21 protein-coding genes and 2 pseudogenes are annotated in these 21,001 nt (G+C 70.2%); 7 read left to right on the top strand and 16 right to left on the bottom strand.

What is annotated here, in order from left to right:
* Positions 1 to 198 precede the first annotated feature (198 nt).
* Entirely contained in the window at positions 199 to 1,137 is a 939-nt protein-coding gene (locus N5I75_RS23620) for a hydrogen peroxide-inducible genes activator (RefSeq protein WP_476680301.1), read from the bottom strand.
* Positions 1,138 to 1,270: 133 nt separating this feature from the next.
* Between N5I75_RS23620 and N5I75_RS23615 the strand changes: the two genes are divergently transcribed.
* Complete coding sequence (locus tag N5I75_RS23615; protein ID WP_476680299.1) at positions 1,271 to 1,825, top strand: peroxiredoxin; 555 nt, start codon at positions 1,271 to 1,273, stop codon at positions 1,823 to 1,825.
* 39 nt (positions 1,826 to 1,864) lie between these two features.
* Complete coding sequence (locus tag N5I75_RS23610; RefSeq protein ID WP_476680297.1) at positions 1,865 to 2,395, top strand: alkyl hydroperoxide reductase; 531 nt, start codon at positions 1,865 to 1,867, stop codon at positions 2,393 to 2,395.
* 47 nt (positions 2,396 to 2,442) lie between these two features.
* Here N5I75_RS23610 and N5I75_RS23605 read toward each other — a convergent pair whose 3' ends face one another.
* The 4 genes from N5I75_RS23605 to N5I75_RS23590 form a co-directional block, all read right to left on the bottom strand.
* Positions 2,443 to 3,792, bottom strand: a complete 1,350-nt coding sequence (locus tag N5I75_RS23605; RefSeq protein ID WP_476680295.1) for an AI-2E family transporter — start codon at positions 3,790 to 3,792, stop codon at positions 2,443 to 2,445.
* A 132-nt stretch (positions 3,793 to 3,924) separates the two neighbouring features.
* Entirely contained in the window at positions 3,925 to 4,650 is a 726-nt protein-coding gene (locus N5I75_RS23600) for an aggregation-promoting factor C-terminal-like domain-containing protein (RefSeq protein WP_476680294.1), read from the bottom strand.
* A gap of 407 nt (positions 4,651 to 5,057) precedes the next feature.
* The gene (locus tag N5I75_RS23595; protein ID WP_476680292.1) at positions 5,058 to 6,380 is read right to left on the bottom strand and encodes a PhoH family protein; all 1,323 of its coding nucleotides are present in this window, start codon (positions 6,378 to 6,380) and stop codon (positions 5,058 to 5,060) included.
* Positions 6,381 to 6,739: 359 nt separating this feature from the next.
* Positions 6,740 to 7,513 carry an isoprenyl transferase gene (locus N5I75_RS23590; protein WP_476680290.1) on the bottom strand — a complete coding sequence of 258 codons (774 nt, stop codon included), beginning with the start codon at positions 7,511 to 7,513 and terminating at the stop codon, positions 6,740 to 6,742.
* A 114-nt stretch (positions 7,514 to 7,627) separates the two neighbouring features.
* Here N5I75_RS23590 and mgrA point away from each other — a divergent pair, with 114 nt between their 5' ends.
* A complete protein-coding gene (gene mgrA / locus N5I75_RS23585; RefSeq protein WP_476680288.1) occupies positions 7,628 to 8,665 on the top strand; it encodes an L-glyceraldehyde 3-phosphate reductase in 1,038 nt (345 codons plus the stop codon).
* Between the two features lie 538 nt (positions 8,666 to 9,203).
* Here the strand turns inward: mgrA and N5I75_RS23580 are convergent.
* Positions 9,204 to 10,010: a class I SAM-dependent methyltransferase gene (locus N5I75_RS23580; protein ID WP_476680286.1), complete on the bottom strand. Its 807-nt coding sequence runs from the start codon at positions 10,008 to 10,010 to the stop codon at positions 9,204 to 9,206.
* Between the two features lie 267 nt (positions 10,011 to 10,277).
* Between N5I75_RS23580 and N5I75_RS23575 the strand changes: the two genes are divergently transcribed.
* Together N5I75_RS23575 and N5I75_RS23570 are read left to right on the top strand one after the other, a co-directional pair.
* On the top strand, positions 10,278 to 11,588 hold the full coding sequence (locus N5I75_RS23575) for a cytochrome P450 (RefSeq protein WP_476680284.1): 1,311 nt from the start codon (positions 10,278 to 10,280) through the stop codon (positions 11,586 to 11,588).
* Positions 11,589 to 11,710: 122 nt separating this feature from the next.
* Positions 11,711 to 13,408 carry a serine/threonine-protein kinase gene (locus tag N5I75_RS23570; protein WP_476680282.1) on the top strand — a complete coding sequence of 566 codons (1,698 nt, stop codon included), beginning with the start codon at positions 11,711 to 11,713 and terminating at the stop codon, positions 13,406 to 13,408.
* A gap of 30 nt (positions 13,409 to 13,438) precedes the next feature.
* On the opposite strand, the pseudogene N5I75_RS23565 reads toward N5I75_RS23570, so the two are convergent.
* From N5I75_RS23565 to N5I75_RS23550, 4 genes and pseudogenes are all read right to left on the bottom strand, one after another.
* Positions 13,439 to 13,654, bottom strand: a pseudogene (locus N5I75_RS23565) (DUF397 domain-containing protein); the annotation flags it as partial.
* A gap of 55 nt (positions 13,655 to 13,709) precedes the next feature.
* Positions 13,710 to 13,934, bottom strand: a complete 225-nt coding sequence (locus tag N5I75_RS23560; RefSeq protein ID WP_476680280.1) for a DUF397 domain-containing protein — start codon at positions 13,932 to 13,934, stop codon at positions 13,710 to 13,712.
* On the bottom strand, positions 13,931 to 14,119 hold the full coding sequence (locus N5I75_RS23555) for a DUF397 domain-containing protein (RefSeq protein WP_476680278.1): 189 nt from the start codon (positions 14,117 to 14,119) through the stop codon (positions 13,931 to 13,933). Before N5I75_RS23555 ends, N5I75_RS23560 begins: the two co-directional genes overlap by 4 nt.
* Before the next feature lie 9 nt (positions 14,120 to 14,128).
* Entirely contained in the window at positions 14,129 to 14,980 is an 852-nt protein-coding gene (locus N5I75_RS23550) for a helix-turn-helix domain-containing protein (protein WP_476680276.1), read from the bottom strand.
* A 238-nt stretch (positions 14,981 to 15,218) separates the two neighbouring features.
* Here N5I75_RS23550 and N5I75_RS23545 point away from each other — a divergent pair, with 238 nt between their 5' ends.
* Both N5I75_RS23545 and N5I75_RS23540 read left to right on the top strand, forming a co-directional pair.
* Positions 15,219 to 15,626, top strand: a complete 408-nt coding sequence (locus N5I75_RS23545; RefSeq protein WP_476680274.1) for an ATP-binding protein — start codon at positions 15,219 to 15,221, stop codon at positions 15,624 to 15,626.
* Positions 15,626 to 16,504 carry an RpnC/YadD family protein gene (locus tag N5I75_RS23540; RefSeq protein WP_476680272.1) on the top strand — a complete coding sequence of 293 codons (879 nt, stop codon included), beginning with the start codon at positions 15,626 to 15,628 and terminating at the stop codon, positions 16,502 to 16,504. The genes N5I75_RS23545 and N5I75_RS23540 overlap by 1 nt, the downstream gene beginning before the upstream one ends.
* 39 nt (positions 16,505 to 16,543) lie before the next feature.
* On the opposite strand, the pseudogene N5I75_RS23535 reads toward N5I75_RS23540, so the two are convergent.
* The 6 genes and pseudogenes from N5I75_RS23535 to N5I75_RS23510 form a co-directional block, all read right to left on the bottom strand.
* A pseudogene (locus tag N5I75_RS23535) lies at positions 16,544 to 17,178 on the bottom strand (OmpA family protein).
* 1 nt (position 17,179) lies between these two features.
* Entirely contained in the window at positions 17,180 to 17,794 is a 615-nt protein-coding gene (locus N5I75_RS23530; protein ID WP_476680270.1) for a hypothetical protein, read from the bottom strand.
* A gap of 35 nt (positions 17,795 to 17,829) precedes the next feature.
* Positions 17,830 to 18,597 (bottom strand): pilus assembly protein TadG-related protein, encoded by a 768-nt coding sequence (locus N5I75_RS23525; protein WP_476680268.1) that lies wholly within the window; start codon positions 18,595 to 18,597, stop codon positions 17,830 to 17,832.
* Positions 18,598 to 18,620: 23 nt separating this feature from the next.
* Complete coding sequence (locus N5I75_RS23520; RefSeq protein ID WP_476680475.1) at positions 18,621 to 18,809, bottom strand: hypothetical protein; 189 nt, start codon at positions 18,807 to 18,809, stop codon at positions 18,621 to 18,623.
* Between the two features lie 308 nt (positions 18,810 to 19,117).
* Entirely contained in the window at positions 19,118 to 20,020 is a 903-nt protein-coding gene (locus N5I75_RS23515; protein WP_476680266.1) for a DUF5936 domain-containing protein, read from the bottom strand.
* 3 nt (positions 20,021 to 20,023) lie between these two features.
* Positions 20,024 to 20,980, bottom strand: coding sequence for a type II secretion system F family protein (locus tag N5I75_RS23510; RefSeq protein ID WP_476680264.1), 957 nt, complete (start codon positions 20,978 to 20,980; stop codon positions 20,024 to 20,026).
* Between the last annotated feature and the right edge of the window lie 21 nt (positions 20,981 to 21,001).

Below are 21,001 nucleotides of genomic sequence, written 5' to 3'. Positions count from 1 at the left end.
CCCCTCGGTGCGCCGTCGGCCGCCACGCCATCGTGGCTGGTCGCGCCGTTCCCCGCGCCCCTGCGATGCGCACTGCGTGCGCCATCTCCGGGGGCGCGTGCGTCCCGATGGAGCCGCGGCGAAGCCGCGAGCTCTCAGGGGCGCGGGGAACTGCGCGACCAGCCACGACGCACCCGCACCCGCCTACAACCCCAAAATTCAGCCCCGCAGAACCCGAACCGGCAGATCCCGCAGCGCCCCTCTCAACGCCCCGGCCAGCTCCTCGTACTCTCCGGCCCGCGCAGCCCCCACCCGCATGGCGAGAGCGACCCTCCGCGTGGGCGCGGGCTCCGCGAAATACCCGGTCAGCAACTGACTGCTCCGGCTCGTCTCGACGGCCACGGCGGTCCGCGGCAACAGCGTGACCCCGAGCCCGCCCGCGACCAGCTGAACCAGCGTCGCGAGCCCCGCCGCGGTAGTCGTGACGGGCGCGTCCGAACGCCCCGCCTCCCGGCAGATGTCCAGCGCCTGGTCCCGCAGGCAGTGCCCTTCGTCGAGCAGCAGCAGATTCAGCTCCCGCAACGCCTCCCGCGGAATCCCCTCACGCCCGCCCAGCCAGTGATCCAACGGCGTGACCAGCACGAAGTCCTCGTCGAACAAGGGCAGTTCACTCACCCCCGGCACCCCGAGCGGAACGGCGAGCAGCAGCAGATCGAGCCGCCCCGCCGTCAACCCCTCCACCAGCGACGCCGTCTGCTCCTCGTGCACCTGGAGGTCGAGCTCCGGGTACTTCTCGTGCACGAGCCGCAGCACGCTCGGCAACAGGTAGGGCGCGACCGTGGGAATCACCCCGAGCCGCAGCGCCCCGGTGAACGGCGCCCGCACCGCCTCGGCCTCCTCCATGAGCGCCGAGACCTCGTCGAGCACGGCCCGCGCCCGCACCGCGATCCGCTCCCCGGCGGGCGAGAGCAGCACTTTTCTCGTCGTACGCTCGACAAGGGTCACCCCGAGCGTCTCCTCCAGGGCCGAGACCGCCCCGGACAGCGCGGGCTGGCTCATCCCTATCGCGGCCGCCGCGTCCCGGAAGTGCAGATGCTCCGCGACCGCCCCGAACGCCCGCAGCTGCGCCAGACTGGGCGTCCTCTTTCTCCCGGCCACTGATAGCCACCTCCGATCAACACGACCGAGTCTAGCTATTTCCGTAATCAATGCACTCTGTGCCACGATCGGTTCCTAGTCCAACCCATGGAAATCTCCCCAAAAGGGAGGTTTCTCGCTGCAAGGAGTGCGTGTGCTCACCGTCGGTGACAAGTTCCCCGAGTTCGACCTGACCGCCTGTGTCTCCCTGGAGAAGGGCTCGGAGTTCGAGCAGATCAACCACAAGACCTACGAAGGCAAGTGGAAGATCGTCTTCGCGTGGCCCAAGGACTTCACCTTCGTGTGCCCCACGGAGATCGCCGCGTTCGGCAAGCTGAACGAGGAGTTCGCCGACCGCGACGCCCAGATCCTCGGCTTCTCCGGTGACTCCGAGTTCGTGCACCACGCCTGGCGCAAGGACCACCCGGACCTGACCGACCTGCCCTTCCCGATGATGGCGGACTCCAAGCACGAGCTCATGCGTGACCTCGGCATCGAGGGCGAGGACGGCTTCGCGCAGCGCGCCGTCTTCATCGTCGACCAGAACAACGAGATCCAGTTCACGATGGTGACCGCCGGTTCCGTGGGCCGTAACCCCAAGGAGGTCCTGCGGGTCCTCGACGCCCTGCAGACCGACGAGCTGTGCCCGTGCAACTGGAGCAAGGGCGACGAGACCCTCGACCCGGTCGCGCTGCTCTCGGGCGAGTGACGACAGCGGAACGGAAGCGGAAGGGTAACGAGCACTGACATGGCTCTCGACGCACTGAAGTCCGCCATACCGGACTACGCCAAGGACCTGAAGCTCAACCTGGGCTCGGTCATCGGCAACTCGGACCTCCCCGCGCAGCAGCTCTGGGGCACGGTCCTGGCCACCGCCATCGCCGCCCGCTCCCCGCGCGTCCTGCGCGAGCTGGAGCCCGAGGCGAAGGCGAACCTGTCGCCGGAGGCGTACACGGCCGCCAAGTCGGCCGCCGCCATCATGTCGATGAACAACGTCTTCTACCGCACGCGTCACCTGCTCTCGGACAACGAGTACGGGACGATGCGCGCGGGCCTGCGGATGAACGTCATCGGCAACCCGGGTGTCGACAAGGTCGACTTCGAGCTGTGGTCGTTCGCGGTCTCCGCGATCAACGGCTGCGGCATGTGCCTGGACTCGCACGAGCAGGTGCTCCGCAAGGCGGACGTCTCCCGCGAGGTCGTCCAGGAGGCCTTCAAGATCGCCTCCGTCATCCAGGCGGTCGCGGTCACCCTGGACGCCGAAGAGGCGCTCAGCTAGTACGTCCTTGCAGTGAAGGGGGCCGGATCGATTCCGGCCCCCTTCACTCATGCCCCGGGGCTCCGCCCCGGACCCCGCTCCTCAAGCGCCGGAGGGGCTTGATTCGGCTCAACCGGCGCCAGATCCACCGCCGTAGCCCCATGCGGACCAGGCGTCTGCTTCAGCGCCGCCTCCTGCGACCAGGACCGCAGATACCCCACCACCGTGTTCGTCACAGCGACCAGCGGCACCGCCACCACGGCCCCGCCGATCCCGGACACCATCCCGCCGGCGGCGACCGCGAGGACGACGGCCAGCGGGTGCACCCGTACCGCGCGGCCGAGGATGAACGGCTGCAGGATGTGGCCCTCGATCTGCTGCACGGCGAGGACGACGACGAGGACCATCACCGCGGTGAACACGCCCTGGGTCACCAGCGCCACGACCACCGCGAGCGCGCCGGAGACGACCGCGCCCACCAGCGGGACGAACGCGAACAGGAAGATGAAGACGGCGAGCGGCACCGCCATCGGCACGCCGAGGAAGAAGATGCCGAGGCCGATGAAGATGGCGTCGATCAAGGCCACTATGACCGTGCCGCGGACGTACGCGGTGAGCGTCCGCCAGGCCCGGGGCCCGGCCCCGGCGATCCCGGGGCGCGCCTGCGCCGGGAACAGCTTGAGGGTCCACTCCCAGATGCGCTTGCCGTCGTAGAGCAGGAACAGCGTCGAGAACATCGCGAGCAGGATGCCGGTCAGCGCCTCGACCATGACGGTGACGCCCTCGAGCCCCGCCGAGGTGATCTCGTCCGTGTTCGCGCCGATCGCGTCGCGCAGCGACTTGGCGGTGTCGTTGATCTGGTCCTCGGTCACGTGGAACGGGCTGTTGAGCAGCCATTTGCGCAGCTCGTCGATGCCGTCCTGGACCTGGGTGGAGAGGTTGTCGATGTTCTCCTGGACCTGCCAGACCACGAACCAGCCGACGAGCCCCATGATGACGAAGCCGAGGATGGCGGTGAGGGCGGTGGCGAGTCCGCGCGGTACGCCGTGGCGGCGCAGCCGGGCCACCGTCGGCTGGAGCAGCGCGGTGATGAGCAGCGCCGCGACGAACGCGAAGATCACCAGCTGCACCGAGGCGATGATCTTCATGAGGACCCAGACCATGCCGGCGAGCACGAGGAGGCGCCAGGACGCCTCGGCGGCGACGCGCAGCCCCCAGGGCACGGCGGCGGCCGGTTCGGGCCGCGCCGAGACGGCGGGCGCGTACGCGGGCGGTGGCGGCACCTGGTCGTGCGGCGACTCGTCACGCTGTTCGTCGGCGGACAAGGCGTCTCCCTCGGCCCGGCGCTCTTCCAAGCGCTCGCCCACTCTGCTGATTCCGGCGCCGACTCTCCCGAGCCAGCCTGGCACACGCGACATGATCCGTCCCTTTCCCCCGTGCGCTCTCAACACTCCCCCCGGAGCCTCTGGATCAAGACGGTACAACGACGGAGCCCCTGCACCGTAGGACGGTGAGGGGCTCCGTGAGGTTGAGCTAGATCGGGCGTCGGCTCAGTACCACTGGTGGGCCTGCCAGAACGACCAGGCGCCGCACGGGCTGCCGTAGCGCGAGTCCATGTAGTTCAGGCCCCACTTGATCTGGGTGGCCGGGTTGGTCTGCCAGTCGGCGCCCGCGGAGGAGTACTTGGAGGCGGGCAGCGCCTGGAAGAGGCCGTACGCGCCGGAAGAGGCGTTGGTGGCCGTGTAGTTCCAGCTCGACTCGTGGTTCACGATGTTGCTGAAGCACTGGAACTGGTCGGCGGGGACCATCTGCCGTGCCATCGACTGGATCTGGTTGATCGAGTACGACGTCTGGAGCGCGAAGCTGGACGAGTCGCGGGTGGCGGAGCGGCTGGCGACCTTCTCGGCCTCCTCGCGCTTCTTGGCGTCCGCGGCGGCCTTCTCGGCCTTCTCCTTGGCCGCCTGCGCGTCCTTCTGCTTCGCGATGGCGTCCTCGGCGGCCTGCTTGCGGGCCGTCTCCTCCGCCGTCTTCTGCGCCGCGTTGTCGGCCGCGATGGCCTGCGTCTGTGCCTGCTGGGCCAGCGACGCGGTCTGCACCTGCGCCTGCTGTCCAGCGGGGATGTCCGCGAGGAGGGTCGCGTCGCCGACCGCTGCCCCGGCCTCGTTGTTCGAGGCGGGCTGGCCGGTGCTGCCCGAGGCAACACCCACGACTGCGCCGACGGTGGTGACCGCGGCGGCCGAAGCCACTGCGAATCCCCGGACCGAGATCCGGCTCACACGGTTTCCTTCCAGCATCGCCCGCTGAAGTGTGACCCTCGCGGACGCGATCGTGCCCCTGGCACTGGCCTCCCAACTGACGGGTCACGGGAGGCACGGGCCCGGTGGACGATCCCCGCTGGGGGAGCGCCGCGTGGTGCTCGGGCGGCATACGACGGTCACTATGAAGTTCAGGTGCGGCTGGTGCCGCGGTGAAGCCGTACCACTGGGGGTACACGAGTGTCGTATGCGGGGCCTGACGGAACCGAGACTCTGCCGTATGCGAACGCCGCAAGGCAATTCTGTGCCGGGTGTGAAAGGTCACACCTCGTTTGCCCCAGGTCTTTTCCGGAAATGCACGCGCACCAAGACGCCGCCCGGTTAAGCTCTCTGGCTTCTCCGGGCGGCGCCAACCAGGGCCTATCGGGCTAGATCTGACCGTCCTCCAGCATTTCGGTCACCAGGGCCGCGATCTGCGAACGCTCCGAGCGCGTGAGCGTGACGTGCGCGAACAGCGGATGCCCCTTGAGCTTCTCGACGACGGCGACGACACCGTCGTAGCGGCCCACCCTGAGGTTGTCGCGCTGGGCGACGTCATGGGTGAGGACCACCCGCGAGTTCGCCCCGATCCGGGACAGCACGGTCAACAGGACGTTGCGTTCCAGGGATTGGGCCTCGTCCACGATCACGAAGGCGTCGTGCAGCGAGCGCCCCCGGATGTGGGTGAGCGGCAGGACCTCCAGCATGCCGCGCGAGGTGACCTCCTCGATGACCTCGCGCGAGGTGACCGCCGAGAGGGTGTCGAAGACGGCCTGCGCCCACGGCCCCATCTTCTCGGCCTCGGAGCCCGGCAGATAGCCCAGTTCCTGCCCGCCGACCGCGTACAGCGGCCGGAAGACCATCACCTTCTTGTGCTGGCGCCGCTCCAGGACGGCCTCCAGGCCCGCGCACAGGGCGAGCGCGGACTTGCCGGTGCCGGCCCGGCCGCCCATCGAGACGATGCCGATGTCCGGGTCGAGGAGGAGGTCGAGGGCGATCCGCTGCTCGGCGCTGCGCCCCTTGAGCCCGAACGCCTCCCGGTCGCCGCGCACCAGACGAACGTTTCCCTCGGGCGTGACGCGGCCGAGGGCCCTGCCCCGCTCGGAGTGGATCGTCAGGCCCGTGTGCACGGGGAGTTCGGCCGCCTCGGGGACGTACACGCTCTCCTCCTCGAAGAGCAGGTCCACCTGCTCGGCGGGGAGGGACAGCTCGGACATGCCGGTCCAGCCGGAGTCCGTGATGGCGAGTTCGGCGCGGTACTCCTCGGCGAGGAGACCGACCGAGGACGCCTTGATCCTGAGCGGCAGATCCTTCGAGACGACCGTGACGTCGAACCCCTCGGCCTGCAGATTGCGGGCGACCGCGAGGATGCGGGAGTCGTTGTCCCCGAGGCGGTAGCCCGAGGGCAGCACGCTGGGGTCGGAGTGGTTGAGCTCGACGCGGAGCGTGCCGCCCAGGTCCCCGGTGGGGATCGGGGCGTCGAGCCGCCCGAAGCGAATGCGGTAGTCGTCCAGCAGGCGCAGCGCCTGCCGGGCGAAGTACCCCAGCTCCGGATGGTGCCGTTTGGCCTCCAACTCCGTGACCACGACGACGGGCAGCACCACTTCGTGCTCGTCGAAACGGGTCATGGCGTTGGGATCGGCCAGCAGGACGCTGGTGTCGAGAACATAGGTGCGCCGGTCAGGCTGGTGGCGCTTGTTGCTGGTCACCACGGAAGGACGTACCCCCTCGGAAGAGGTCGGGGAGCGACGGAGGGAATCCCGGGCCGGGAGGGCGGGAGCGACCTGCCGGTCGACGGCCGCGCTGCGCGGGGCCGAGATCCGGCCCTCCAAGTCGCGTCCGTACGCATCTGGGTACGGTCGTCCTGGTGCAAAGGGCCTCCCGGGCGGACGGCCCCGTGCCGCCCGCTGAGAACCGGTGTCCGTGGTTCGGACACCGACCTGGAGGGGTTATTCCCTCGAACACGCGCAGCCATGCCACGGCATAGGACGACGCGTGCGTTAACTCCTGGTGACCCTTCTGGACCCCTGCCCCGCGTGTCCGGGGCGTAAAAGGCCGTGGTGACGCCTGATCAGCCGCCGAAGCGCCGGTGCCGGGCGGCGTAGTCGCGCATCGCGCGCAGGAAGTCGACCTTGCGGAACGCGGGCCAGAAGACGTCGCAGAAGTAGTACTCGGAGTGCGCCGTCTGCCACAGCATGAACCCGGACAGCCGCTGCTCGCCGCTGGTGCGGATGACGAGGTCGGGGTCGGGCTGGGCGCTGGTGTAGAGGTGCTTGCCGATCAGGTCGATGGTGACGTCGTCGGCGACCTGCTCCAGGCTCGCGCCCTTGTCGGCGGCGTCGAGGAGCATGGAGCGGACGGCGTCGGCGATCTCCTGGCGGCCGCCGTAGCCGATCGCCACGTTGACCAGTATCCCGGGCCGTCCCGCGGTCTCCTCCTCGGCCTCCTTGAGGGCCGTCTGCATGCCGGAGGGCAGGATGTCGGCGGCGCCGACGTGGTGCACGCGCCAGCGGCCGTCGGCGGCGAGCGAGCGGACGGTGTCCTCGATGATGCCGAGGAGGGGTACGAGCTCCTCCTGCGGCCGGTCGAAGTTGTCCGTCGAAAGCAGCCACAGGGTGACGACCTCGACGTCCGTCTCGCTGCACCAGCCGAGGAACTCCTCGATCTTGGCGGCGCCCGCCTGGTGGCCCTGTGCGGCGGTGGAGCCGGCGGCCTTCGCCCAGCGTCGGTTGCCATCCATGATGACGCCGATGTGCTTGGGTGCCTGGTCGTGGTCCAGGTGGCCTTCCACCCGGCGTGCGTAAAGCCCGACCAGCAGGCGGCGCAGCCTGTCGCGCAGGTTCACGGTGTTCTCAGCCTCTCCGTGCAGACGGCGGTCCCCGAGGGCGAAAGCCTACCCCCGCGCGGGCACCCCTTCCGCCCGTGCCCGGGCGGCCCGCTCTGACGTAGTTTCGTCTTCATGAACCACATCTCCCCCTACGTCGCCGCGGGCGACCGGTACGACACGATGGAGTACCGGCGCACGGGCCGCAGCGGTCTGAAGCTGCCCGCCGTCTCGCTCGGCCTGTGGCACAACTTCGGTGACGACCGCACCCTGGACTCCCAGCGCGCGATCCTGCGCCGCGCGTTCGACCTGGGCGTCACCCACTTCGACCTGGCGAACAACTACGGTCCGCCGCCCGGCTCCGCCGAGCTGAACTTCGGCAAGATCTTCGCCCAGGACTTCGCCCCGTACCGGGACGAGTTGGTCATCTCGACCAAGGCGGGCTACCTCATGCACCCCGGCCCGTACGGTGAGTGGGGCAGCCGCAAGTACCTGCTGTCGTCGCTCGACGCGTCCCTGGACCGGATGGGCCTGGATTACGTCGACATCTTCTACTCGCACCGTTTCGACCCGGAGACTCCGCTCGAGGAGACGATGGGAGCGCTCGCATCGGCGGTTCAGCAGGGCAAGGCGCTCTACGTCGGCGTGTCCTCGTACACGAGTGAGCAGACGGCCGAAGCGGCGCGGCTGCTCAAGGAGATGGGCGTGCCCGCCCTCATCCACCAGCCGTCGTACTCGATGATCAACCGCTGGACCGAGGACGACCACCTGCTCGACACACTGGAGACGGCCGGCATGGGCTGCATCTCCTTCGTACCGCTCGCGCAGGGCCTCCTGACGGGCAAGTACCTGAAGGGCATCCCGGAGGGTTCGCGCGCCACGCAGGGCAAGTCGCTCGACCCGGACCTGCTGAGCGACGAGGTCGTGCGGCGGCTCAACGGCCTGAACGACATCGCCGCGCGGCGCGGCCAGTCGCTCGCGCAGCTCGCGCTGCAGTGGGTGCTGCGTGACGAGCGCATGACGTCGGCGCTGATCGGCGCGTCCAGCGTGAAGCAGCTGGAGGAGAACGTGGCGGCGCTCGCGGGCCCGAAGCTCACGGACACGGAGCTGACCGAAATCGACTCGTTCGCGGTCTCGACGCCGGGCACGAACATCTGGGCGAACCGGGGCTGACCGGTCCCCTGCAACACCTGGGAAGGACCCGGAGAAAAAACGGGCCGGTCCGTGGGGGGGAGACGGACCGGCCCGAGGGGGGGTTCCCACCATAACCCTTCGTAAGTACGGACGCGCGCATCCGCGTGTCACAACTACTCTCCGCAGTCGCCCGGCGACGGCGGGCCGCGCGTTTCAGGCCGCCGCTCAGCAGGTCCTTCGAGGCTTCAGCACCCCTTTTCCGGCGGCAGCGCCGGGGTTCCGGTGTCCCTCTCCCGGGTGGTGCGTGCGGTTGACGCGCGTCCACGGGGCGGCACGGGCGGCCCCGGCGGAGATGGCGCATTCGGAGTACGTCCAGCGGGCGGGTACGCGGCGAATCACGGACGCGGGCGGTACCGCGCGGCCCCCTCCACCGCGCGGTACCGGCGCGCAGCTTTGCTCACGCGAATTGCCGTTGGTCTGAACTTACGTGAGGTGTACGTGTGGATCGAGTGGATGTCGATAACGATGCGGAATCGGTTGCCGGGGCGTTGGCCTGACCCGGTCCGGGGCCGGTCCACTACGCCGACGGCTTGCGCGCCTCGATGAGATGCCGGGTGCTGTGCGCCACGAACGGCCCTTCCCGCTCGATCTGTTGGTGCAGGGCGAGAAGGCGCGGCCGGTACGCGTCGGCGGTGAACCCCGGGACCATCCAGACGACCTTGCGCAGGAAGTGCACCACCGCGCCGATGTCGTGGAACTCCACCCGCAGCCGCTCCGCCCGCAGGTCCACGACGTCCAGACCCGCCGCCTCGGCCGCCGCCTTCTCCGCGTACGGGTCCCGGGCCCGCCGGACCTCCTCGGGCTGCGGCCCCAGGAAGTACTCGACGAGCTCGAACACGCTGCTCGGCCCGACGTGCTGGGCGAAGTACGTGCCGCCGGGGCGCAGCACACGGGCGATCTCGGCGAACCGGGCCTCGACCGGATGGCGGCTGGTGACGAGGTCGAAGGCCGCGTCCGCGAACGGCAGCGGCGCGTCCTCGGGGGAGGCGACGACGACCACTCCGCGCGGGCCGAGGCGGCGGGTCGCCTTCTCGACGTTCGGCGGCCAGCCCTCGGTCGCGGCCGTCAGCGGCGGCAGCACCGGCGCCTCGTCGAGGACCTCGCCGCCGCCCGTCTGCAGATCGAGGGCTGCCCTTGCGTGCGCGAGCCGCTCCCCCATCGAGCGCGCGTAACCCCAGGACGGGCGTTCCTCGGTGGCCCGCCCCTCGAACCACGAGAAGTCCCAGCCCTCGGTGGGTTCGGCGACGGCCTCGGCGACGAGTTCCTCGAAGCCGCGGTCCGGGTGCGGGCTGTTCCGGTGGGCATCGGCGTCTTTGCTGCTCATGGCCCGATGGTCGCAGGGGGCGGGCCTTGCATCACCTGTATTCGTGCGCGGCGGCGCGAAGGTCCACGTCGGAGCCGGGTCGCCGTACCTGTGGGCGGCGACGGTAGGGGTGGCCCCCGGCGCGGGCCGGGGGCTGCCCCTCTTCCGGGGGACCCGGTGAACGCACGTACCCTTGGCGGACCCCCGCGCCCCGTCAGAACCACGGCCCCCACGTACCCGTCCAGGTACCCGTAGGCCCATTCCGTCCCACCGCAGAAATGCGAGCACATGTCCGTACGTTCCGCGATAGCGACCTGGCTGACCCGTCTCTACTTCTCCCGGCTCCGGAAGAAGGGGGGCAGCCTCGATCTGTCCGTGCTGGCGAAGCTGCCCGACGCGGCGCTGCTTCCGCTGCGCCGCGACGGCCTCGACCCGGTCCCCGAGATAGCCGCGCTGCGCGACCGCGAGCCGGTCAGCCGGCTGCCGATCCCCGGCATGACGGTCTGGCTGGTCTCCGGCTACGACGAGGCGAAGGAGGTCCTCGGCGACGCGAAGGCGTTCAGCAACGACTTCCGCCACCTGGTCGGCGTGGGCGGCGCGGGTGCCGACCAGAACCCGGGCGGCCTCGGCTTCTGCGACCCGCCGGACCACACGCGCCTGCGGCGCCTGCTCACCCCCGAGTTCACGATGCGCCGCCTCTCCCGGCTCACGCCGCGCATCCACGCCATCGTCGAGGAGCAGCTGCTGCACCTGGAGAAGGCGGCGCACGGCTCGGCGGACGGTACGGCCGACTTCGTCGAGCACTTCGCGATGCCGGTACCGGCCCTGGTGATCTGCGAGTTGCTGGGCGTGCCGTATGAGGAGCGGGACGCGTTCCAGCGGTTCTCGGTGGCGCGTTTCGACGTCCTCGGCGGCGCGGGCGCGTCCTTCGGCGCCGTCTCGCAGTCCCTGGACTACCTGCGCAAAGTCGTCGCCGAACAGCGGCGTAACCCGGGTGAGGGCCTGCTCGGCATGCTGGTGCGCGAGCACGGCGACAGCATCACCGACGAGGAGCTGACCGGCCTCGCCGACGGCGTCCTGACCGGCGGCCTGGAGACCACCGCGAGCATGCTCGCCCTCGGCACGCTGATCATGCTCCAGGACCGCGAGCACTTCGACGCGCTGCGCGACGCGGAGGACCCGGCGGCGGTGGCGGCGCCCTTCGTCGACGAACTCCTGCGCCATCTCACGGTGGTCCAGACGGCGTTCCCGAGGTTCGCCCGCGAGGAGGTCGAAGTCGGCGGGGTGCGGATATCCGGCGGCGAAGTCGTGATCGTCTCGCTCAGCGCGGCCGACCGCGACCCGCGCCTCGGCGCCGACATGGAGGCGTTCCTGCCCGGACGCCCGCCCGCCGCCTCCCACCTGGCGTTCGGCTACGGCATCCACCGCTGCATCGGGGCGGAGCTCGGCAAGATGGAGCTGCGGGCGGCGTTCCCGCAACTGGTGCGCGCCTTCCCGGAGTTGCGCCTCGGCGTCCCGACATCGGAGCTGGAGTTCCGGAAGCTGTCGATCGTGTACGGGGTGGACACGTTGCCGGTGCGGCTGACGGTGCAGGAGTGAGGGCGGCTTAGGCTTCTGCCTCACGGGGCGTATCGGGGGGCCGGGCATGCTTCCGCCCCACGGGGCGGTATCAGGGGCTTGGCATGCATCTGCCTCACGGGGCGGTATCAGGGGGGCTTGGCGTGAACGAGGCGAGGGCGGTCTTCGAGCCGCTGACGGCGGACGATCCGCGGACGGTGGCCGGTCACCGGCTGGCCGCGCGACTCGGCGCGGGCGGTATGGGCCGCGTCTATCTGTCGCACACGCAGGGCGGCCGCCCCGTCGCGATCAAGGTCGTCCGCCCCGAGTTCGCCGACGACCCCGACTTCCGGCGGCGCTTCCGGCGGGAGATGGACGCGGCCCGGCGCGTACGAGGCGCGTACACCGCCGAACTGATCGACGGCGACGCCGACTCCTCCCCGCCCTGGCTCGCCACGCTGTACGTCCCCGGCCCCTCGCTCGCCCAGGCCGTGGCCCGGCGCGGCCCGCTGCCCGAGTCCGCGCTGCTGTGGCTGGCCGCCGGGGTGGCGGAGGCGCTGCAGGCCATCCACGCCGCCGGGATCGTGCACCGGGACCTCAAACCGTCGAACGTGCTGCTCGCCGCCGACGGCCCGCGCGTCATCGACTTCGGCATCTCGACGGCGTTCGACGGTACGTCGTACACGGCGACCGGGGCGACGATCGGCACCCCGCAGTTCATGGCGCCCGAGCAGGCGGCGGCGGGCCAGGCGACGGCGGCGACGGACGTCTTCTCGCTGGCCCAGACAGTGGCCTTCGCCGCGCTCGGCGAGCCGCTGTACGGGGACGGGCCCGGGGTGAGCGTGCTCTACCGCATCGTGCACGAGCAGCCCGACCTCTCCGCCCTCCCGCCGCGGATCCGCCCGCTCCTCGAACGCTGCCTGGCCACCGACCCCGCCGAGCGGGCCACTCCGGCGGAGGTGGTGGAGTGGTGCCGCCGCGAACTCGGCCCCGACGCGGATCCCGCGGTGTGGCGGGAGGTGAAGGGGCCGGAGGTACCGGTACCGCCCCCGGTCGAGTCGACCCCCGCGCCGTCCCCCACGGAGGCGTACGGCACGCAGGCACTGTCGCCGTGGCGGGCGCCGGACGCGAAGCCGGTCACCCGGGAGGGGCGGGCGCGCGGACGCCGGCGGGCGATGGTCGGAGTGGCCGGTGCGATGGCGGGGCTGCTGGTGCTCGGCGGGCTGGGATGGGGGCTGTGGGACGCGACCGGCCCCCTGCGCACGAGGGCCGCGGCGTCGGCGACGCCGGGCACGGCGTCCGGGGGGACGAGCACGGGGCGGGCGGATCGGGTGGACACGGCGCCCTCGGCGGACTCGGCGGCCGGTTCGTCCAAGGAGGTCGGTTCGGCTACGTCATCCGGTCTCTCCGCCACGTCCGGGGGCACAAGCCCCTCGGTTCCCGCCTCCTCCATAGCGACCCCGTACACCGGGCTGAGCCTGGACGAGGAGAACTCGCTGGACATAGCCGACGGAAACCAGCGCGAGGACCGCGAAGGGGACATTCGCTTCACCTGCGCCGAGGCGATGAACTGCGCGCTGGAATCCTCCACGACCCTGATCGTCCCGATGCTCGACACCCCCACCGGCTCCCTCGACGACTGCCGCTCCTATCTCGCCGACCCGTATGGTGAGCTGGAGGGTGATGCGGACGCGAAGCGGCTGCCTCTCGCCGTCATCACCACCGGCAGCCGGATCTGTCTCAAGCACCCCGACGGCTATGTCGGCCTGTTCGTGGTCGATGTGAAATCGACGGCGTCTGCGAAGAACGACGGTAATTTCCTGATGGGGTCACTGTCGGTGTGGCGGACGACAGCCGACTGAACCGGGAGCGTGACGACTTCCCGGAGTTCATCAGTGCCGTGCACTTGCCGTCGCCGAAAGAGTGCTCGCCGCTCCGACGCAGATCCCGTCGTCCTGGCGCCCGTCCTTCAGAGCGCGGAGGAGACCGGAGAAGGCCGTGGGAGTCACCGCGACTTCCCTTCTGGGGGCGTCACTCTCGCGGATGCGGATGAACGTGGCCGTCAGAGCCACTTCGATACACGTGTTGCCGTCCACGCCCCCTGAGAACGTGGTCTTCTGTCAACGCGCGGAACTGCACATGCCGTGTCCCTCCTCCCCGGGGTCAGATCATGTCCGCCACGAAGTGGTCGAACTCCCCGGCCTGTACGCCGAGTACGAATGCGTCCCATTTTTTGCGGGTGGTGGTGACGACCGTCGCGGGGTCGGAGGTCTCCCGCAGATAGACCAGGTCGTCCGCGCCGAAGGCGATCTCGATCCAGGGGCCGGGGCCCTCCGCGTCCTCAGGCGCCGCGCGGGTCCAGGTGAGGTCGGTGGGGATGTCGGTCACTGGTGGGGGTCCTTGAGGGTGCGGAGGAGGTGGGAGAGGGCCGTGGGGGTGGTCGCTATCTCCTGTGCGGGATCGTCGCTCTCGCGGAGATGGACGGTTCCGGCGGTGGTCGCCACCTCTACGCAGGTGTTGCCGTCGCCGCCGTCGGAGAAGGTGGACTTCTGCCAGTGCAGGGCCTCACGCATGTCGATGCCTCACAGTTCCTTGGCCAGGCGATGGATGAAGTCGCGGGACGCCGTCGGGTCCAGCGTCGCCCTCTCCACCCTACGGAGCAACGTGCGGAGCCGTTTCAATTGCGGCTCGGCATCGACGAACACCGTGCCCGTGGGCGCGTCACGCAACCCGGTGTCCAGCCGGGGCAGCGGCCCTCCGACGTACAACATCGACGCTCCGGCGCCCGCGAAACCGTCCTGGTCGACGGGGATGACGCGCACCGTGGCGCAGCCCCGTTCGATGCAGGTGAGGATCTCCTGGAGCTGCTTCTGGGCGACCTTGCGGTCCGCCACACGGACGCGCAGCGCGAACTCGTGGATGGTCGTCTCGTACGGCGTCGGGTTCTCGCCCTCGATGGCGGTGCGCCGCCTCAAGCGGTGCTCGACCCGTGGCTCGAGTTCGCCCGACGGCAGGCCGGGCGACATGTACGCGTACACCGCGCGGGCGTAATCGGCGGTCTGCAGGAGACCCGGAACGTGCGTGATCACCACCTCCCTCAGGTACGTGGCGTGGTGCTCCAGTTCGGCGACATCGAGGAACACCGCCGGAAGTACGTCCCTGTACTCCTCCCACCAGCCGCGCGTGCGGTCGGTCGCCATGGCGACCAGAGCCTGGATCAGCTTGTCGTCACCGCACTCGTAGTGCGAGGCGAGCTTGCGCACGCGCCCGGCGCTGACGCCCGCGACCGCCGATTCGATCTGGCTGATCTGTACGGCGTCGGCTCCCAGCAGCACAGCGGCCTCGCGGGCTTTCATGCCCGTCGCCTCGCGCAGTCTGCGGAGTTCGGCGCCTAGGCGCACGCGGCGGGCAGTGAGGTGCCTCTTCGGCGGCATGGACCTCTCCTGGATCAACTCCCGGACGCCCGTTACTCGTTCGAGTGTCGCGTGCGGGATCGGCTTGCTTGTTCCTAAGCCTAGGAAATACCTTCAGTGACGCAACAGCAACGCTACGCGATCGGGTGGGCGGAAGTGCAGCGCCCCGGTCCCAGGACGCCACAAGGGCGACGAAGCCACCGTCAGCCGACGCCTCGTAGCAACACGCAACCCGTTGACTCAGTAACGGAGTTCAGCCATGCCCCGATACGCCTCCTCCCCCTGGGAGTACGTCCTCCACATCCCGCACGACCCCAGAGCCGTCAGCGTCGCCCGGCGCACGCTGCGGCTCGTGCTCCACGCGCACGGGTTGCACGCCCTGACGGAGATGGCCGAACTCCTCGCCACGGAGCTGGTCGCCAACGCCGTGCAGCACACCAAGGGGCCGGCAGCCTTGCGGCTCAGTTGGGAGCACGGGTTGCTGCGCGTCGGCGCCTGGGACGCGGACCCGACGCCACCACGGCCTCCCACCCCGCACCTCCTCCACGCCGAACGGGGGCGGGGCCTCGCGCTCGTCGGGGCCTGTTCCGACGAGTGGGGCTGGCAGCCGTCCGCGGCGTGCGGGGACAGCGGTAAGTACGTCTGGTGCCAGTTCGGGGCCGCGTGATGGTGAGCTCCGCGCACGAGGCGATGCACCACGTCTTCCAGAAGGACACCGTCGGCCTCATCCGCAATTTCGAGCGCCTCTTCCGGGTGCCTTTCCCGGAGCCGCGCGACTTCGCCGTGCTCAACACCGACCTCACCGAGATCGAACCGGTCGAGCGACGCGTGGACAGTCTCGTACGGGTGGACACGGACGAGGGCGCCTTTCTGATCGTCCTTGAGTCGCAGGGCAAGAAGGACGAGCGGAAGTGGGGCAGCTGGGCCTACTACCTGGGCTATCTGCGTGAGAAGTACCAATGCCAGCCCGTGCTGATCGTGCTGACGCAGAGCAGGTCGACGGCGCAGTGGGCGGCGCAGCCGATCAGGTTCGGGCTGCCCGGGTGGGCGTCGCTCACGGTGCGGCCGCTCGTCCTCGGGCCGGACAACGTTCCGGTGATCGTGGACGAGGACGAAGCCGTCCAGAACCCGTCACTGGCGGCGCTGTCAGCGATGACGCATGGTAACGGCGCGCATGCCGCTGCGATACTGAGGACGCTGGCGGCGGCGCTGGAACGCGTCGAACCCGAGAGCGCGGCGGTATTGGCGATGCTCGTGGAGGCCGGTCTCGTGGACGACGAGGCCAGGAAGCTGTGGAGGGAACTGATGTCGCAGATGCACTACTTCTTCCGGCACGACGTCGCCGAGAAGGTGCGGGAGGAAGGACGCGTCGAGGATCGGGCGGAGATGATCCTGCAGATCCTCGAATGGCGCGGGCTTGACGTGCCGGAGGGCGTCCGTGCGCGTGTTCTCGGTTGTGCCGACATTGCTCAGCTCACCGCCTGGGCCGAACGCGCCGTCCACGTGACGGACGCGGCCGACATCTTCGACAGCGCCGCCGACTGAGTCGAACGCAGGCAGGGCTGAGCGGGCGGGCGCGCCCGTTCAGCCTGCCTTCGGGAAGGAGACCTCCACTCGGCGGTTCTTCTTCCGGCCCTGTTCCGTCGTGTTGTCCGCGATCGGGTAGTCCTCGCTGTAGCCGCGGACCTGGAACGTGATGTTGCCGCCCTGGGCGCCGAGCGCGGCGGTCAGTTCGTCGTGGACCGCTTCCGCGCGCTTCTTGGAGAGGGTCAGGCCGTGGGCGTACGAGCCCAGGTTGTCCGTGAAGCCGAAGACGCGGACCGCGCCCGCCTTCTGCGTGTTGATCTCGTCCGCGATCGTCTGGATGCGGGAGCGGGCGTCCGGGTTGAGTTGGGCGCTGTCCGTGGGGAAGAGGACCTCGGCCTGGAGGGCGAAGGTGACGTTCTCGTTGGTGTCGGAGCGGCGTTCGTCGCCGGAGAGGTCTTCGACGACCGACTTGATGTCCAGGACCTTGGCGGGGGCCAGCGTCGCGCCGTCGGCGAGTTTCAGGCCCGGGCTGTTGGCGTCCACCTGCGGGGCGGGGAGGTCGTCGTGGTGCCGGGTGGGGCGCCGGACGCCTTGCCGGCGGGGGTGGGGTCGTCGGCCGCCGCGGTGCCGGCCGCGAGGAGCACCGTGGCGGTGGCCATCGTGAGCGCTGCGGTCACGCTTCGTCGGGGCATGTCAGTCGCCCTCGGTGATCTCGATCGGGGCCGGTGGCATCGCGCCGACCTGGAAGGAGAGTTTCGTCGTGCCTTCCGGCGGGGCCGGGAACTGGGCGTACCAGGTGGCGGTCTCACCGTTGCGAACCCCGCCCGTGAAGCGGGTGCACAGGCAGCGGCCCTCCGTGTCCCGCAGGATGAGGTACTTCTTCTTGCCCGCCTCGTCCACGAGCGCGGCGCCCGCGATGGAGCCGCCGTTGGCCATCAACTCGCGTTCGTCGCCGCGCCAGTTGACCGGGACCCACGCCTTCCCGGTGCCGTTGGCCACCGTGCCCTGCACCGTGACGAAACCGCCCGCGTCGCGCGCCGCCGAGGAGACGGTCAGCGTGATGCCGTTCTCACCCTTCACCTCGGCCAGGGTCTGCCCCTCGTCGTCGGCCGGGGGCGCCGAGCTCTCCGCGTCCCCGCCGCCCTCGTCCGCCGACGCCGTCGTGGACGCGGCCGAGTCCGTCGCCTTGTCGCCGCCACCGTCACCGCTGTCGCCGCCTCCGCAGCCGGCGACCGTGAGAACCAGCCCCGCCGCGATCGCCGCCAGGGGCAGGGACCGACGGCCCGTCGTCGTACGCCGAAGTCTCATGGCTGGGGCTTCCCTCTTTCTCGTCGTTCGCTACGTCAGTCGGCCAGATGGACGGAGAACAGGTCGGACGCGTCGGGCAGGTCGGCAGGGTCGAGGTGCTCAGGGTCGATGATCACGTCCCCGACATCACCGTCGCAGTGGAGTTCAAGGGGGTTCCTGGGGGCGTCGTCCTCCGCGTCGGAGCCATCGGAGCCATCGGAGCCACCTGAACCGTCCGAGCCACCCGGCCCGTCCGAGCCACCGGGCCCATCGGGCTCATCGGCCCCGTCCGAGCCACCGGGCCCATCGGGCCCATCGGCCCCGTCGGAGCCACCGGAGCCGTCGAAGTCGCATCGGGGCTTCAGCACGGCCGTGGCATGCGCCGTCGCGTGCATGGACTCCGTGCCGGGGAGGATCGTGTCGCCGACGGTGGACCGGGACTCGACCCCGACCTCGTAGCCCGGGTAACCGTTGATCAGCCTGAACGCCGGGCCGTCGACCACCGTGGCGTCGTTCTGCGCCGCCAGATCGCTCGCTGCGGCACCGGCGCCGCCCCCGAGGCCGTCGAAGGAACCCGGGTCCAGGCGGTCCATCCAGTCCTCGTCCTCGTTCCCCACGGCCTGGATCAGGTCGTCGAGCAGGTCGTCCCGCACGGACTGCACTGCCGCCAGCGCGGCGGCGTCGGCGGCGGACTGCGCCCCGTTGCGCGCCGAGGCCGCCTGGGCGAAAGCGAAAAACGCGAACGCGGCGAAGAGGAGGATCGCCGTCACCCAGATGTAGAGGGGGAGCGTCGAACCCCGGTCGTCCCGCAGGCGTACGCGCAAGCGAGTGCGGAGGCGGCGCTCCGTCAGCCGCCGATGACGTTCGAGATCGCGTCCAGTACCGCGCCGGAGATCAGGCCGTCCAGCCCGAGGCTGTCGATGGCCACGAAGATCCCGGCGATCAGAATCATCAGCCCCGCATACTCCACGAACCCGGCCCCGGCATCCCGCCGTGTCCATCGGACCCGCTCCCCCAGTGAACTGCTCCACGTCATCCACGTCCCGCGCACTCGGTCCTTGATCACGGGGACCCCCTTCCGCCACGTCCTCCAGGGCAACCAGAACAACACACGCAACGTACGCGAACTGCGACCGTGCGCACCCGGTTTCGCCAACATAAGGGCCGGGGTTGACCGGAAGTTGTCTAGGTGTTGCGCGGGGCGTCATCGCGTGCCAGCTCCCTTCCTGTTGCCCTCGTACCGGCTTCGTCATGCTCCGGTCATTTCCACCCAGGGGTGTGATTCGCGAAAGCCAACCTTTGCTCACTTTCACTGTAGCCAGTCATGCGTGGTGAGAGGAGGGGTCAACGTCCCAGTATCGAACCGAAGTTGGTTCCCGAGCCGAGGAACATGCCCGTCGCGATCAGGATCATGGTGGCCGGGAGCATGAAGACCAGGGTCACCATCGTTGCCTTCGGGATCGTCTTCGCGGCGCGGCGGCGGGAGTTCTGGGCGTCGGTGCGGCGCATGTCCGTGGCCAGTTGGATCAGGGTTTCGGCGATCGGTGAGCCCAGCTCCTCGCCCTGCTGGAGGGCCGAGACGAACTGGGCGACCTGCTCGGACGCGTTGCGGCGGCGCAGTTCGTCGAAGGCCTGGCGGCGCGGGACACCCATGTCCATCTGGCGCAGGGTGATGCGGAGTTCGTCGGCCCAGGGCCCCTCGTACTTCTCCGCCACGCGGTCCAGCGCCTGGCGGAAGCCGAGGCCCGCCGAGACGACGACCGCGAGGACGTCCAGGAAGTCGGGGAGGGTGCGGTCGATGACCTCCTTGCGTTCGCGTACCGCCTGCCAGATCAGCGCGTCCGCCGCCAGCGCGCCGAAGGCCAGGGTGAGCAGGGCGAAGAGCGGGCTGCCGTTCGAGAGGAAGACCAGCCCCATGACGATGCCGAAGGCGCCGTAGACCGCGCGGCGCGCCGCGTACCGGTCGATCGTCAGGCCGCCGGGGTTCCCCGCCATGTCGATCTTGCGGCGCTTGGCGTCCACCCGGCGTGGGCCCATGAGGCGGAGGACCAGGGGTGCGAAGCGCATGCCCAGGCGGTCCACCGCCGAGCCCGCCGTCGAGACGCGGGTGGCGCCCACCTCCAGGGCGAGCGCCAGGTCGCTGGGGACCTTGGCCTCGGCCCGGTACATGCGGACGCCCGTGAAGACGCCGAGGACCGCCAGGCCGGTCAGCAGCGCCAGGAGCAGGCCCACAACCGTTGTCGACATGGCTCAGACCTCGATCTTTCCCAGGCGGCGGATCACGAAGAACCCGATCCCGTACAGGCCGAGGGAGATCAGGATCAGGGTCTGGCCCAGGGGTGAGCCGGTGACCTTCGCGAGCGCGCCCTCGTTCGAGGAGTTGATCAGGAGGAGGGAGCCGAGACCGAGGAGCGGGACCGTGAACGCCGTCGCGTTCACCTCCGACAGCATCGTGCGGATCTCGCGCCGCGTCTCCTTCCGGTCCTCCAAGGTCTGGGTGAGGTTGCGCAGGGACGAGACGACCGTGCCGCCCGCCTTGTTCGCCAGGACGAGGGTGGTGACGAGGACGATCAGTTCGCGGGACGGGAGGCGGCTCGCGAGTTCGTCGAGCGCGTCGTCGACCGAGCGGCCGAGCGCCAGCTGGTCCGCCACGCGGCTCAGCTCCTCGCCCGCCGGGGCCTCCAGCTCCTCCGCCGCCATCGCCAGGGACGTGCGCAGGGCGAGACCCGCCGCCGTCGCGTTCGCCAGGAGGCGGGCCACGTCGGGGAGTTGGTTGATGAACGCCTCGATGCGTTTCTGGCGCTGCCAGTTCAGGAAGATGACCGCCGCCCAGACGGCGACCGCGCCCGCGATCGGGCCGAAGAACGGGGCCAGCGTCACCGCCGCGAGGATCCACAGAGCGGCGACGACCGCGGCCACGTAGACCGAGAACTCGCCCGCCGTCAGGTCCAGGCCCGTGGCGGAGAGGCGCAGGTGGACGGCGCGGCCCAGGCGGGTGCGGCGCAGGCGGCGGTCGACGGCGGCGAAGCGGCGGACGCGGCCGCCCAGCGTGCCGGAACCGCCGCCGTCGCCCGTCCGGTAGTCGTCCAGGCGGTCGACGAGGGCCTGGCGCTGGGCGCGTCCGGACGCGTAGACGTGGACGCCCGCGATGGCGAGGACGCAGGTCACGAGGGTGGCGCCGAGGGCGACCAGTGCGGGGTTCGTCATGCCGGCCCGCGCCCCCTCACC

The organism is Streptomyces sp. R818 (genome assembly GCF_056172735.1).
The sequence above is the reverse complement of the archived record's forward strand: the minus strand, read 5'-3'. Positions and strand labels throughout refer to the sequence as shown.

Coding starts and splice junctions, on each gene's coding strand:
- N5I75_RS23555 (WP_476680278.1), bottom strand. CDS start 14,119: ATGCGTGAGGCCCTGCACTGGCAGAAGTCCACCTTCTCCGACGGCGGC.
- N5I75_RS23605 (WP_476680295.1), bottom strand. CDS start 3,792: ATGTCGCGTGTGCCAGGCTGGCTCGGGAGAGTCGGCGCCGGAATCAGC.
- N5I75_RS23545 (WP_476680274.1), top strand. CDS start 15,219: ATGCCCCGATACGCCTCCTCCCCCTGGGAGTACGTCCTCCACATCCCG.
- N5I75_RS23530 (WP_476680270.1), bottom strand. CDS start 17,794: ATGAGACTTCGGCGTACGACGACGGGCCGTCGGTCCCTGCCCCTGGCG.
- mgrA (WP_476680288.1), top strand. CDS start 7,628: ATGAACCACATCTCCCCCTACGTCGCCGCGGGCGACCGGTACGACACG.
- N5I75_RS23580 (WP_476680286.1), bottom strand. CDS start 10,010: ATGAGCAGCAAAGACGCCGATGCCCACCGGAACAGCCCGCACCCGGAC.
- N5I75_RS23540 (WP_476680272.1), top strand. CDS start 15,626: ATGGTGAGCTCCGCGCACGAGGCGATGCACCACGTCTTCCAGAAGGAC.
- N5I75_RS23510 (WP_476680264.1), bottom strand. CDS start 20,980: ATGACGAACCCCGCACTGGTCGCCCTCGGCGCCACCCTCGTGACCTGC.
- N5I75_RS23575 (WP_476680284.1), top strand. CDS start 10,278: ATGTCCGTACGTTCCGCGATAGCGACCTGGCTGACCCGTCTCTACTTC.
- N5I75_RS23515 (WP_476680266.1), bottom strand. CDS start 20,020: ATGTCGACAACGGTTGTGGGCCTGCTCCTGGCGCTGCTGACCGGCCTG.
- N5I75_RS23610 (WP_476680297.1), top strand. CDS start 1,865: ATGGCTCTCGACGCACTGAAGTCCGCCATACCGGACTACGCCAAGGAC.
- N5I75_RS23520 (WP_476680475.1), bottom strand. CDS start 18,809: ATGACGTGGAGCAGTTCACTGGGGGAGCGGGTCCGATGGACACGGCGG.
- N5I75_RS23550 (WP_476680276.1), bottom strand. CDS start 14,980: ATGCCGCCGAAGAGGCACCTCACTGCCCGCCGCGTGCGCCTAGGCGCC.